The sequence below is a fragment of the Ruegeria sp. ABV4_181 genome, assembly GCF_056158465.1.
This window is the reverse complement of the sequence record NZ_JBSWTI010000006.1, coordinates 256,423-269,658: the sequence shown is the minus strand read 5'-3', so window position 1 is coordinate 269,658 and position 13,236 is coordinate 256,423. Positions and strand designations below refer to the sequence as shown.

The 13,236-nt window shown below is 55.3% G+C and carries 12 protein-coding genes and 2 pseudogenes; 4 read left to right on the top strand and 10 right to left on the bottom strand.

Annotated features, from left to right (window positions below; translation table 11 throughout):
• Positions 1-126: 126 nt before the first annotated feature.
• Positions 127-1,008, bottom strand: coding sequence for a cation diffusion facilitator family transporter (locus ACXAC3_RS20730; protein WP_475164405.1), 882 nt, complete (start codon positions 1,006-1,008; stop codon positions 127-129).
• A 234-nt stretch (positions 1,009-1,242) separates the two neighbouring features.
• On the opposite strand from ACXAC3_RS20730, the gene ACXAC3_RS20725 reads away from it, so the two are divergent.
• Together ACXAC3_RS20725 and ACXAC3_RS20720 are read left to right on the top strand one after the other, a co-directional pair.
• Complete coding sequence (locus ACXAC3_RS20725; RefSeq protein WP_475164403.1) at positions 1,243-1,941, top strand: hypothetical protein; 699 nt, start codon at positions 1,243-1,245, stop codon at positions 1,939-1,941.
• A 536-nt stretch (positions 1,942-2,477) separates the two neighbouring features.
• Positions 2,478-3,167: a hypothetical protein gene (locus ACXAC3_RS20720; protein ID WP_475164401.1), complete on the top strand. Its 690-nt coding sequence runs from the start codon at positions 2,478-2,480 to the stop codon at positions 3,165-3,167.
• A gap of 240 nt (positions 3,168-3,407) precedes the next feature.
• On the opposite strand, the gene ACXAC3_RS20715 is transcribed toward ACXAC3_RS20720, so the two are convergent.
• The 4 genes from ACXAC3_RS20715 to dctP form a co-directional block, all read right to left on the bottom strand.
• Positions 3,408-4,097: a hypothetical protein gene (locus tag ACXAC3_RS20715; protein ID WP_475164399.1), complete on the bottom strand. Its 690-nt coding sequence runs from the start codon at positions 4,095-4,097 to the stop codon at positions 3,408-3,410.
• Between the two features lie 823 nt (positions 4,098-4,920).
• Positions 4,921-6,213, bottom strand: coding sequence for a TRAP transporter large permease (locus ACXAC3_RS20710; protein WP_475164398.1), 1,293 nt, complete (start codon positions 6,211-6,213; stop codon positions 4,921-4,923).
• Complete coding sequence (locus tag ACXAC3_RS20705; RefSeq protein WP_475164396.1) at positions 6,210-6,710, bottom strand: TRAP transporter small permease; 501 nt, start codon at positions 6,708-6,710, stop codon at positions 6,210-6,212. Before ACXAC3_RS20705 ends, ACXAC3_RS20710 begins: the two co-directional genes overlap by 4 nt.
• Positions 6,711-7,703, bottom strand: coding sequence for a TRAP transporter substrate-binding protein DctP (gene dctP, locus ACXAC3_RS20700; RefSeq protein ID WP_475164394.1), 993 nt, complete (start codon positions 7,701-7,703; stop codon positions 6,711-6,713).
• 291 nt (positions 7,704-7,994) lie between these two features.
• On the opposite strand from dctP, the gene ACXAC3_RS20695 reads away from it, so the two are divergent.
• Positions 7,995-8,276, top strand: a complete 282-nt coding sequence (locus ACXAC3_RS20695) for an HlyU family transcriptional regulator (protein WP_475164393.1) — start codon at positions 7,995-7,997, stop codon at positions 8,274-8,276.
• Positions 8,277-8,920: 644 nt separating this feature from the next.
• Here the strand turns inward: ACXAC3_RS20695 and ACXAC3_RS20690 are convergent.
• A pseudogene (locus tag ACXAC3_RS20690) lies at positions 8,921-9,064 on the bottom strand (IS5/IS1182 family transposase); the annotation flags it as partial.
• Positions 9,065-9,377: 313 nt separating this feature from the next.
• Between ACXAC3_RS20690 and tnpA the strand changes: the two are divergent.
• Positions 9,378-9,788 (top strand): annotated as a pseudogene (gene tnpA / locus ACXAC3_RS20685) (IS200/IS605 family transposase).
• A 4-nt stretch (positions 9,789-9,792) separates the two neighbouring features.
• Here tnpA and ACXAC3_RS20680 read toward each other — a convergent pair.
• From ACXAC3_RS20680 to ACXAC3_RS20665, 4 genes are read right to left on the bottom strand one after another with little or no spacing between them, the layout of a single operon-like run.
• Positions 9,793-10,521, bottom strand: a complete 729-nt coding sequence (locus tag ACXAC3_RS20680; protein ID WP_475164391.1) for an ABC transporter ATP-binding protein — start codon at positions 10,519-10,521, stop codon at positions 9,793-9,795.
• On the bottom strand, positions 10,518-11,339 hold the full coding sequence (locus ACXAC3_RS20675; RefSeq protein ID WP_475164388.1) for an ABC transporter ATP-binding protein: 822 nt from the start codon (positions 11,337-11,339) through the stop codon (positions 10,518-10,520). Before ACXAC3_RS20675 ends, ACXAC3_RS20680 begins: the two co-directional genes overlap by 4 nt.
• Positions 11,336-12,238, bottom strand: coding sequence for an ABC transporter permease (locus ACXAC3_RS20670; RefSeq protein ID WP_475164385.1), 903 nt, complete (start codon positions 12,236-12,238; stop codon positions 11,336-11,338). Before ACXAC3_RS20670 ends, ACXAC3_RS20675 begins: the two co-directional genes overlap by 4 nt.
• Complete coding sequence (locus tag ACXAC3_RS20665; RefSeq protein ID WP_475164805.1) at positions 12,235-13,215, bottom strand: ABC transporter permease; 981 nt, start codon at positions 13,213-13,215, stop codon at positions 12,235-12,237. Before ACXAC3_RS20665 ends, ACXAC3_RS20670 begins: the two co-directional genes overlap by 4 nt.
• Positions 13,216-13,236 lie beyond the last annotated feature (21 nt).

Sequence of the window (13,236 nt, the reverse complement as noted above, 5' to 3'; positions counted from 1 at the left end):
TTGGAGGCAGACTAACTCTGGTCTGGCTTGCCCACATCGGGCTTAGGTCTGACGAATTTCAAGCCGAACGTCGTAGTCAAAAAGCAAAACCAACCGAGTTTGGTTTAGAACAGCCTTATTACCAGTTTAGTGGGAACTAACTCCGTCGCCCTTCAACTCGTCATCAGGTTCAAGATGAATGACAAAGACAGACCCCGGGTACATACGCTCCAATACTTCTTCGATGTCATTGCATATGTCGTGCGCTGCGCTGACCGGCATTGTGCCGTCCACAACAAGATGAAACTCCACGAAAATAACATTTGCGGATCTGCGCCCCTTGAGGTCGTGGTACTCTAACGCTGCGCCGAGATTTGCTTCGATTGCACTAGAGACAGTCTGCAAGTCATGATCGGAAAGGCTCACATCCATCAGGCCATCGACAGAAGCCCGGATAACTTTCCATCCTTCCCACAAGATGTTCAATGCAACAAGAATTGCCAGAACCGGGTCCAGGATCAACCATCCGGTGACAAGCGTGAGAATAAGTCCCGCGATCACACCAACTGAAGTCATAACATCTGTAAAAATGTGCCGGGAGCTTGCTTCCAGGGCGGGCGACCCCTCGCGTCTGCCGATCGTAAGCAATAGGTAGGCCCATGCACCGTTCACGCCCGTGGCAACGATATTGATGGCAATTCCAAGCAGTGGCGCATCGTCAAGTTGCGGATTGGGAAGGGCCTGCACGGCTTCTCTGATGATCAGGAACGCTGCCAGCACAATAAGTGCGCCCTCAACGACGGCGGATAGATACTCGGCTTTCTTGTGACCAAAGGGGTGGTTTTCATCAGGAGGTTTATTGGCAACCCGAACCGCAAAATACGCCAGCAGCGCCGCGACGACATTCACGGTTGATTCCATTGCGTCTGACAATAACGCCACCGAGCCGGTTAGCCACCAAGCCAACAGTTTCAATGCCAGTACCGCGAGGGATATTGGAATGCTCCAAAGAGCGATTTTTTGTGTCATTCCGTCATGTCCCTCAGTCAATCGTTACAATAAATCCTGGGAACAGGTGAGCTACCGTACTTAACACGTGTGACGGGAGTAAGGTAAAAATGAATAGGGCCACAGGGTCGGTCATGCACGACCGGTTGTAGTGAATGGCGCCAACACCATAGTGTCATAAATCCGTCACTCAGATGGACCCGATGGTTACATATAGCTAGCATCAGTGATCAAACAGCAAGAAGGGAGACACACATGTCGAAGTTCACCAGCAGAAAAACTGCTCATGGGGTTGTTGCACTCGTAATCTGCTGTATCGCGGCGACCGGACACGCGCAATCGGCAAGCGAAGAGATGTCGTTCTTCATCACTAGCGTCGGCAAGGGCGACGGCGCCAACCTGGGCGGCCTCGAAGGTGCCGATGCTCATTGCAATGCGCTTGCTTCCGCGACCGGTTCTACCAAGACTTTTGCGGCCTATCTGAGCACCTCAATGTCCATTGATCGCGGCACCGACCCGATGACAATCACCAATGGCATTTCTGCACGCGACCGGATCGGGTCGGGTCCTTGGTATAATGCCAATGGAGAGCTTATCGCCAACAATGTTGATGACCTGCACAGTGACGGTGTGAATATCAATCTACAGACCGCGCTCGACGAAAACGGCAACCCTGTCAATGGGCGTGGCAGTCAGCCGAACAAACATGACATTCTGACCGGCTCCGATTCCGCTGGATATTTCTCGACGGCAGGTGGTGACACGACATGCAGCAATTGGACTTCGAATAGTGAGGACGGGTCTGCGATTGTTGGGCACCATGACCGTGTAGGTCTCAACGATGCCCGAAACATGTTGTCCTGGAACTCATCGCACGGCTCGCGCGGTTGCGGAGAGGAACATCTGCCACGTTCTGGCGGGGCGGGCCTATTTTATTGCTTCGCAACCGACTGAACAGGCAGCATTGGTACGCGCGTCACCCTTATTGCGCCTGATGTTGCCATGTCTGGAATAAGGGGAGCGTGCTGGAAGTGGTAATTGGGCCATGAAGCCCAATTACCGCTCAGTTACGCACTTCGTAAACCGTGATTAGTAATGAACATTCGGTTTGGCCTGCATTCTGCCGTCTGAGCCAGGCGCGGCGCGGATTTGGTGCGAGCCTTGAAACACCTCTATGCATTGGAAAGCTCTCAAACTGGGCTATAGGGCGACTTAGGTTGAAAATTCATCCGTGAAATCGGCGTATTTCTCGGGCAACAATCTTGAACGTGTCGAGCGCTCGCCACTCTGGGCTGTGTGGCCGACACAGAATTAGGAGACCCGCAATTTCTATCGACAGTTTTGCGGACACAGAGATTGGAAGACACCTGGCGGAAGCTGCACGTCGTTGCCGCATGGTGTTCTTCACTGGATTACCAGCATCTGGAAAGTCGTTCCTACTGCGCCAACAGATATCCATTTCGGTCTGCTTGGGACGTCGCGTGCATATCATGCGTTGGGATACAGGGCTCGCTTCGTTTCAAACCGACGACATATTCGCAAGGTATCCAGATGTTTCGGATGGAACTCATCCGTTGATCCGAAAGGCAGCCGGATTGTGGGGCCGGAGAGCCCTGGCGCGATGGCAGGCAGAGAATACTGATCCAAACGACATGATTGTCGGTGAAGTCCCCATCATTGGAAACAGATATTCTGAGTTCACCCAAGTGCAGCCGGATCCGATTGAACCAGCCCTCGCATCCGCGGGAACCACATTCATCTATCCGGTTCCCACAATGAGTTTGCGCGACAATCTCGAAGCCATTCGAAGATCTACGTTTGCGAATCCTAGACATCCCAATGAGGCCAGAGATGCGCCTCCATCGACAATGGAACTGGCCTGGCGCCAGACATGCGCCAAGGCTGTGGAATTGGGCTTAGTTTCTGAGGCGGGCATCCATTCTCCATACGAAGAGACGATCTATGTCCGGTTATTTGAGCACTTGCTGCAACACCGAAACGCCATCGGAATTGTGGTCGATACGATTTATTCAGATGCCGGGTCAGCCCATGACCTTGAGGGCAACATCTTAGAACTCAGTGCAAGCCCGGACGAAGTACAGTGTGCAATCGCGGAGGTAGAGGCCGCTTTTACGGTCGAGGAAGCTGCCCAAGACGTTGAAAACTGGCATCAGGTGTAGCCTCATGCAAATGCCCGCGTCTTTGAACATCTTGGAAACTAAACGTCTAATTGTGAATGCCCGCTTCGGACTGACTGCGGTCCATTGGAGTAAAAATACGGATGGATGCAAAGTCCGCATTGCCGCGCCGTGCTTTGCAGCCAAGGTCCACAGCGAATTCCCTTTGAATGATGCTGCGTCGTCAACAAACGGCGGCTCTAGGTAACACCATGCTAAAGCAATACCTGGGAGCGGTTGCCTTTAGCGCACCAAAATACGCAAAGGGCCGATTACTTTGAACCCCGCCTCGCAGGCAGCATCAAGTTCAGCGCCCCGTTCATATCCCACAACAGGAAGATTTGGGCCGACGGAGGAGGTCGCCGCCAAAGCCTCAGAGTAAAGTAACGTATCGTTTGATTTTGTAGAAAACACATTTGACATGCCAACTACATCTTTCGAAAGGTTGGCAATACAGCCGGCTTCAATGGCTTCTTCTGACATGCGCGCAAGGAAAACTAAGTTAGGGTCATTCAAGCAGCCTGGATTGAAGATCAGCTCATCTAACGTGCTATCGTTCCCGTTCCATGCTTGATGCCAGTTCGAAAGATCATGCACATTTTCGACCCGAATCCATTTCGTCGATTGTTCTCGGGAGACGGCATCTGACCAAATCCATGATGCTTCGAATGCAACTCGCAGGCCCAAAGCATCGACATCCAAGCACGAAAAACTGTCTTTGATACCGCTATGCCCACGAATCCCAGCGTTGAACTCGCTAGAAGCGTTTGGATCAAGCGTGACTATTTTGGGGTAGTACGGGAGAGGGGTGTCGATGCAAAAGTACGCTAGTTCATTGCGCTCGGTACGTACTCCGTTTGCGGCCATGATTGCAGCACAAAGGTCGGCGTTGTTGTGAGCCGCTAATATCGCTTTGTCTTGCGTATTTCGCATATGATTACCTTAGTTTGGGTAGCCTTGGATTGCCACTTCAGACATTGGTGCGCATACCGCGAAGATCGGCAATGTCCCGCTCCTTCTCCGTTCGGTGCAGATGAAGTGGACGGCTGCGCCAACCGAACCCGGCCATTGGGGCTTCAAGCGGCGAAACATCATGTAGAGCCCGTATTGCTGAAACATTTGTTCAATCTTGTTCTTTTTTTGGCGGCGCGGCCTCGCAGAAACTTACCCCAAAAATAGCCTACAATTGTCGAAATGGCCGATATCCCACAATAGGCAGAAATCATGACTAAGTTCGATTTTGCAGTTGGGTCAAAAACCGACAGAACCAGTGCAACCGGACACAAAGAAACAATAAAAACTAGCCAAAAGGAAGCACGGTAGAAGTCCAAGAGTGCTCCGAGACCAAATGGAATATTTTAAGTTGAAGCTATAAACAGCATGCAGATCCCGCTTCAGAAATGTCCTTACTTTCGCAATCATTGGCCAGAGGTTCGAGTTGTTCAAGGTCGCCTTTGTCCCGCAGAATGCAAGTTTGGTTGGTCCTTGAATTCGTGCTCGCAGCGATTGGCAACAAAGCGGGCTGCGAGCGCAGCATCTTGACCAGGTGTTGAGGGTCCGGTCTGGGCCTTTGACTATGGCGGCTTGCGCCTAGGGTGTAGCCCGACGCGCAAAGTAGAAACACCTTAGGCCAGTTGTGCCCCTCGAACGATTGTCATTACCGCTTTGGAGAGTCAGATCTCCCTGTAACCCTGAGATTTGAACATCAATGATTGACGCTATTCCCGGTCCAAACAGCTTCCAATTGTCTCGTCCCTTAGAAAAGAATATTTGGCACGTAGAGTGCTATCGCGGGAAACAGGACCAACAGGCCGATCGCCATTAGATGGATGACCCAGTAGGGTATAGTAGCGATCGCAACCCGCCCCAAGGGCACCTCGCCGCGCGTGAGCGATGTCAACACGGACAGGTTCAGCCCCACAGGTGGTGTCACCTGACCGATCTCGATCACAATCGTGATGATGACGCCAACCCATATTGGGTCAAACCCAAGCCCGGTCAAAAGCGGAAACACGACGGGCAACGTCATGATCATCAGTGACAAACCGTCGAAGAAACAGCCGAGGATCAGGTAAGTCAGCAGAACCACAGCCAGAACGGCATAGGAGCCCAAACCCGAATGCGCCACTGTCTCAAGGATTTTCTGAGGGACCCCCAATACGCTGACCGATAGTGCGAGTATGGTGGCACCCAGCACCAGAAATCCGATGGAGGAAAATAACAGCACCGAATTGTAGACCGCATCTTTCAGTTTGCGCAGCGTCAGATCTCCCCACACTGAAGAGATTATTATGGCAATCACAACGCCCAGCCCCGCAGCCTCAGTCGGGGTGGCGATCCCACCCACGATGGTACCTATGACGGCCATGATCAATACCAGGATGGGCCAGATTTCGCGAAAGCCCATTATGACTTGCCACAGATCCGTTGCTTCGGCTGTGCGCGGAGCCAGAGAAGGCGTTCGCAGGCTGCGGATCAGAATGTACGTCATGAACATCAAACCGACCATCAATCCTGGTACAATCCCGGCAGCAAACAGGCGTCCAATGGATGTTTCGGTAAGAGCACCGTAGATCAGAAACGAGAGGCTTGGCGGGATCAGCAGCCCCAGTGTCCCGCCTCCAGCAAGGCTGCCGACGATCATATCCTTGTCGTAGCCGCGACGCGTCATTTCAGGATAGGCGACCGACCCGACGGCGGCGGCAGTCGACAGACTTGAACCGCTGACCGCGCCAAATAGCGTGCAAACGGCAATATTGGTATGCAATAGGCCCCCGGGAACGCGGCGGAAAATCGGGGAGAACGCGGCATAAGCGCGTTTGCTGATGCCACTGCGCAATAGGATCTCGCCCAGCAGGATAAACACCGGCACGGCGCTGAGCGTGAACGAGTTGAAGACGTTCCAGATGGCGTCAATAGCCAGAGAGGTCGCCCCGTTGGAATAAAAGTACAGGATGACCATCCCGGTCAAACCTAACGCTGCTCCTAGGGCCATACCGGTGCTTGCAGTGGCGACCAGCACGCCAATCAAGGTGGTCCACAGGCTCATGAGCGCTGCGCCGGTTCGGGCAGGATCCCCGCGAGCCTGGCAAGCAGGATCATTGTGCAAATTATCAAGGACATAGGCAGCATCGCCATCCACGGATAAAGCAAGATCCGGGAAGTCAGCGTTTTCAAGTTCCGTTGGTAGGCAAACTCGAACCACTCATAGGATTCAACCAACAACCATCCAAAGAAAACTATGCTCAGCACCGCTCCAGCCGCCGCTACCCATTTGCACGCAACGGGACCAAGAGCGCTCGTCAGCAGTGACACTTTCACATGTTCGGATCTCAGCGTGACCATCGGCAGTCCCATCAGGAGACTGACGCTAAGCAACAGGCCTACGACCTCTTCGGTCATATGCAACGGTGCATTCGCGAATTTTCTCAGTACGACGCTGGTGGCAATAAAACCGATGATCGTCACGATCCCGAACGCGGCCAGCCCTGCGCAAGCGAGGGCCAGTTTTTCAAGCCCCCAGGCGATTGAATTCTGGACGCGCAACTAGCGACCCAGAGCGTCCAATACGCGCTGGCGGTATTGTGGGGCCTTGCCGCCTGCTTCTTCGGCCAGTTCTGCCCAAATGCCCGTCACGGCTCCAACAAATGCGTCTCGATCCGCCTCAGGAAAGTCCTCGCCCCAGACAATGCCTTGCTCGACCAGTGTTTCACGGGCCGCCATCTCTCGTTCGAGATCGTCGTCGTATTGGTTGGTTCGTTCCCACAGGCCATCAGCGGCGGAGGAAACGGCAGCCTTGAAAGCATCATCCGCCGCATCCCACTGGTCGTTCGACACGCCAATTACATAAGGGCCAGACGCCATCGGATAAAGGAATGACCCATATTTCGACACTTCCTGCAGCGACACGGTATGCGCGTAGAGCGCCGGATAGAGGGCGCAATCCACGACACCGGTTTTCATTGCCACATACATCTCTTCCTGCGGAATGATCTGTGCTGCTACGCCAAGCCGGGTAAAGGCCTCTACCTGATCGCGCGCCCAGACGCGCAACTTTTTCGTCTTCAGTTGCTCCAGAGTGTTCACCGGCTCGTCCCTGCAAAAGACCGATACCGACAGCATCGGGATGGCCGCATAGCCCACGGATGTAATGCCCCAATCCGAATAGGCCTCGGCATAAATCTCCCGCACGACAGGCAGCGCCTGCTTGAATTCTTCAACCGACGCAATTGTACCCTGAACCACGACCGAGCTGAGTTCCGGCGCGTCGCGGCCAAGGTAGTTCGCCCACATCAGGCTCATCTCGACGGCGCCCTTGGGCACAAAGCGCAACACGTCGGTATTTGGAAGCCCGAGCGATCCGCCGCTGTAAATCTTTAGCGTGGTGCCAGTGTCTGCAGCATTCACCTCGTCGACAAACTGCGACAGCTCGGCGGATTCCGGTCGCGTTTCGGGCAAGAAGTTGTTGAAGCGCCATTCATCGGCCGAACCAATGGTGGCCGTTAGACCAAAAGTCAGCGCAAGCAGGTGGTGTTTCATCTGACAACTCCCCTTTTGTCGTTTTGCAGTTGGAGCATTGCATGTGAAACCAATTGAGCCAAGCGGCATCCGCGTAAATCGCCATAACTGCGGGTCTGATACGATATGGAGCCCCCGTGTCCGAAACGCTCATTCAGGGGTCCGGTTCTTCACTGCAGATCCGGACGCTCAGACCTTGCACGGTGAGGGCCGTCGGATCGAGCATTCAGTGAATTGAACGCGCAACGCGCTTCACCACGTCTTTGAGCAGTGTTAGTCTCCGATCCGAGCAACGCCGAAAGGAACCTCCGCATGTCCCTGTTTTCAAAACTCTTCGGAGGCGGTGAAAAGTCGGATCCGGAGCCTGTCGGGTACAAGGGGTTCGACATCTTCCCCGACCTGATAGCCGAGGGCGGCAAGTACCGCCTGTCCGCCCGTATCGAAAAGACCATCGACGGAGATCGCAAAACCTATGTGGTGATCCGGGCGGATGTTTTTGACAGCCTGGATCAGGCCGAAAGCTTCAGCATTACGAAAGCGAAGCAGGTGATTGACGAGCAGGGTGAAGGCATTTTCGATTCCGGAGACCGGTAGCTTGAAGCCCGCCCTGCGTTTTGACTTGTGCCGCGTGAATGGCGTCTTGTAAACCACGCAGCAGGGTCCAACGTGCAACACAAATTGCACGCGGTGTGTTCCTTTCTGCGGCAAACACCCCGAACATATCGCTCGTTTTGCCGCTCAATACTATTGACGATTGCGATTGAGCCATCCTGAACAAAACTGAACTGAGGCCAAATCAAAGACAGCGAGACCAACAGCCCAGCTATGACCCACACTCGGCTCAGCACAACTGCGATCCGGTAGGCTCGAAGTCGGGCAACCGAGTTCTTCCGGCAGAGCACAGAGGCTAGATCCGCCGCAGATACATCCCGCTGCTTTGCCTATGGCGCGGCTTGTTGACCGGTTCCTGACATATTGCGCATTCAGCGAGTGTTGGGAATGCGGGTGCAAGCGCAGCATCACCGACCCAAGCTAGGCGACGACACGGGACCGTCCTCAACGGGCCCATCGTGCTTCGTGACCGAAGATATCGCACGGTCTCTGAGGTCGGTTGCTAATCCAAATACTGTCGATTTCTGCGTGGCTTACGAATGCCTGCTTCCCCGCGTTTGGGTCCGGGTTCATAACCAATAGATGACGGTTGCTGCGAGCGCGATGGCAGAAAGGAGGACTTTGGGTCAGCGGTCCTTGCGGGTTGCGACGCATCTCCAATCCTTGAGCCTGCTGAACATGATCTCGATCCGGTTGCGGCGTTTGTACCTGCGCTTGTCGTATTTGACCGGGGCCATGCGTTGGTTGCGGCCGGGGATGCAGGCGCGTAACCGATTGCGGTTGATGAAGATAATTCCGCTCAACACCCGCTTGTCATCAACCCGAGGCTTGCCATGCGATTTCGGAAAGAGGGGTTGAAGATGCGCCATCTGCGCGTCGGCCAGCCAAAAAAAGACTACTCATGTCACCGCTCCGTTTTCGGAGCCGTGAATCACGCGGCGCGGCGGAAATCAATGCATCCTAACCCTAGCTGCTCCGTGCTGCACGCTACAGCCAAGTGAAAACTGCAATCTTTAGTTTCCACGTCTTGGAGCAAACCCTCCGATTTCCAGTCGGATCAGCTTCAGCGCAAAGAATCATTCAGTGGACGCCGGCAAGCACTGCGTTTTCTACCATCGATACCATCTGGTGTGGTCCACCAAGTATAGGTTCAAGGTGCTGACCGGTCAGGTGCGCCTGCGGGTACGTGACATCATTCGTCAGATATGCCGTGAGAACGATGTCGACATCCTGCGCGGGGTCCTGTCATCAGATCGCGTCCACGTGTTTGTGTAGGCGTCGCCAAAAATTGCCATCTCCGATCTAGCACGCAGAATGAAGGGCCGTTCGTCCCACAAGATGCAACGGGAGTCTCCAGCACTGCGCAGGCGCTATTGAGGCCACTGGTTCTGGGGCAGGGGATATTTCTCAACCACAAATGAGGCGATCACAGAAGACATCGTCCTGCAATACCTCGAAAATCACATCGCCGATCCTGCCAAGGCCAGTCGGTAGTGGTTCAGTATCCGACTGATCGTTGGAAAAGTTCTTTTCCGTAGTCAAACGCGAAATTGCCGGTTCGCAATGTGGCTACATCCGCAAGCCCCAGGATACGCCCCGATTTCATGATCGCCAGCCTGTCACACAAGAAACTGACAACCGGCAGATCATGTGTAACAAGAAGGAACGTCAGGTTTTTTTCTTCGCGCAGGGACTTCAGCAAGTTCAGAATCTCTGCCTGAACGCTGACATCCAGGGCGCTGGTGGGTTCGTCCAACAGCAATACCGGAGGATCAAGCATCAGCGCGCGGGCGATGGCAACCCGTTGACGTTGTCCGCCGGACAGCTGATGTGGCAGGCGAAAGCGGGAGCGTCGGGGCAATCCCACGGCATCCAGCATGTTCAGCACTTTCCGGTCCCGATCTGGCATTCGGTGAATGACAAGCGGCTCGCTGAGTGTATCGTCGACCGTGCGACGCGGGTGCAGGCTGCCATATGGGTCCTGAAACACCATCTGAACCTGTCGCGCCAATGTCAGGCGATCTGCGCCCTTCTGAGGATTTGAACCAATCCGCACACTGCCGCTGGACGGTTTGACCTGCCCGGCAAGCGCTTTGAGGATGGTCGATTTGCCGGACCCGGATTCACCGACAAGCGCAAAGCTCTCACCGGCTGCAACACTGAACGAGACGTCATGCAGAATTGTGGTTTCGTGATATTTTACCGCAAGGTTCTGAACCTGAATCATAGCGCGCCTCGGTCCAGAACCGGAAGGCGTGCGCGGTTTTCATCGATTTTGGGCAGGCTGGCCACCAATCCGCGGGTATAGGGGTGCCGGGCCCTGTAGAGTTCGCCGGAACCCAGTTCTTCGACAATTTTGCCTTGAAACATCACCAGTATCCGGTCGCACCAGTGCGCCACCATGTTCAGGTCGTGCGAGATCAGCATCAGGCCCATGCCGCGCCGTTGCACGAGGTCGTCGAGTATCTGCAGCACCTGACCCCGCACCGAGACATCGAGCGCACTTGTGGGTTCATCCGCGATCATCAGTGCCGGTTCCATCACCACCATCATGGCAATCATTACCCGTTGTCCCATGCCACCGGACACTTCATGCGGATACAGCTTTGCGACGCGTTCGGGGTTTTCGATGCGCACATCTCGCAAGGCGTCCAACATGCGTTGGCGGCGTTCACCCGGGTGGTTGGTACCGTGTACGGCCATGGCCTCTTCGATTTGGTCGCCGATACGAATGACCGGATTCAGGCTGAATTTCGGGTCCTGCAGCACCATGGACATGCGCGCGCCGCGCATCCGGCGCATCTCAGCCTCGGGCAGATTGCGCAGATCAGTCCCATCGAATTCAAGTTGGTCCGCGGACACGCGTCCTGGGGGCGGGATCAGCCCCATGATGGCCCTTCCGGTCATGCTTTTGCCCGAACCGCTTTCTCCGACGATGCCCAGCCGTTCGCGGCCAAGATCAAATGACAGACCCCGCACAACCTCGACCGGGCCGTGGTCCGAGGGGAAGGTAACGCGCAGATTTGCAACCGAAAGCAGGCTCATCCGCGTGACCTTTGTTTTGGGTCCAGCACGTCACGCAGCCCGTCTCCGAACAGGCAAAAACCCAGCGAGACGATCACGATTGCAAAACCCGGCATGGTGGCCACCCACCATTGGTCAAGTATGAATGAGCGCCCGCGCGAAATCATCGCGCCCCATTCCGGCAAGGGAGGTTGCGCGCCCAGGCCAAGGAAGCCCAGTCCGGCGGCCGTCAGGATGATCCCCGCCATGTCGAGTGTGACACGAACGATGGTCGATGACAGGCACAAGGGAACGACGTGAAGCGCGATAACACGCAAAGAAGAGGCGCCTTGCATGCGTACGGCATCAAGAAACTCGGCGTTTCGGAAAGTCAGCACCTCGGCACGCGCGATCCGTGCATAGACCGGCCAGGCGGTGATGGCGATGGCAATGACGGCGTTTTCGATCCCCGGACCCAGCGCCGCGACAAAAGCCAGGGCAAGGATCAACCGGGGCAAGGACAGAAAGATATCCGTCAGCCCCATCAGGATGCGATCGATCCAGCCGCCGAAATAGGCGGCGAACGTGCCAATCAACAAGCCAAGCGGGGCGGAAATCACCGCCACCAGCAGAACGATCATCAGGGTAATGCGTGCACCGTAAATGACGCGGGACAGGATATCCCGGCCCAGCTCATCGGTGCCCATCCAATGGGTTGCGGATGGTGGTTGCAGGCGGTTCGCCAGATCGCCTTCGATGGGTGAAAAAGGCGCGAGCCACGGTGCCAGCGCCGCTACGATCAACAACATTAGAATGATGAAGAGCCCAACCATTGCCAGCGGGTTGCGGGTCAATGCGCGGGCCAGCCTGTAGGATTGACCCAACCGAGCTTGCATCCGTGTTTCGGGATCGTCGGAAAGCAGATAGTGACGGACGGTCATGACCGCGCCCTCGGGTCGAGCAGGCGATAAAGTGCATCAGATGTCTTGTTGATCCCGACAAAGACCGCACCGATCACCAATGTTGCGCCAAGTACGGCGTTCATGTCGGCATTCAGAAGGGCGGTCGTCAGATAGCTGCCGATGCCCGGCCAACTGAACACAGTTTCAATCATCACCGAGCCTTCCAACAATCCGGCATAGCTCAGCCCGATCACCGTAATCAGTTGAACGCGGATGGGGCGGAACGCATGACGCCACAGGACCAGCCGTTCGGGGACGCCTTTGACACGTGCGGTGATGATGTATTCCTGACTCAGTTGTTCAAGCATGAAGCTGCGTGTCATTCGCGCGATATAGGCAAGGGCAAAGAAACCGAGGATTGTCGCTGGCAGGACGATGTGATGGAAGGCGCTTGCCAGTGCGTCCCAGTTTCCGTCGATGACGCTGTCGACCAGCAATAGCCCGGTGCGCGTCGGCACCGTACCGTCGAGGAAGAAGTCGATCCGGCCCGGGCCGCCAACCCAACGCAGGTTGGCGTAAAAGACCACCAGGCCAACAAGCCCCAGCCAAAATGCAGGGATGGCATAACCCGCCAGACCGATCACGCGGATGACCTGATCCGCCAGCTTTCCCTGCCGGGACGCCGCGAAAACACCCATTGGCACGCCAAGAAGCACGCCGATGATGATGCCGATCGTGGCCATTTCCAAAGTGGCCGGGAACACGCGTGCCAGGTCTTCGGCCACCGGGCGGCCTGTGGAAACTGACATACCAAGCTCGCCACGAAGCACTTCAGTCACGTATCGCATGAATTGCACGGCAAGGGGATCATCCAGACCCAAATCCAGTCGCGTCGCCTCGTATGTTTCTGCGCTGGCCCTGTCGCCGACAATAGCAACCACCGGATCAATCGGAACCACCCGCCCGATCACAAAGGTGATCGCGAGCAGGCCGAGAAAGGTCACGACCAGCGTCATAAAGAACTGGAAGACGGGGAT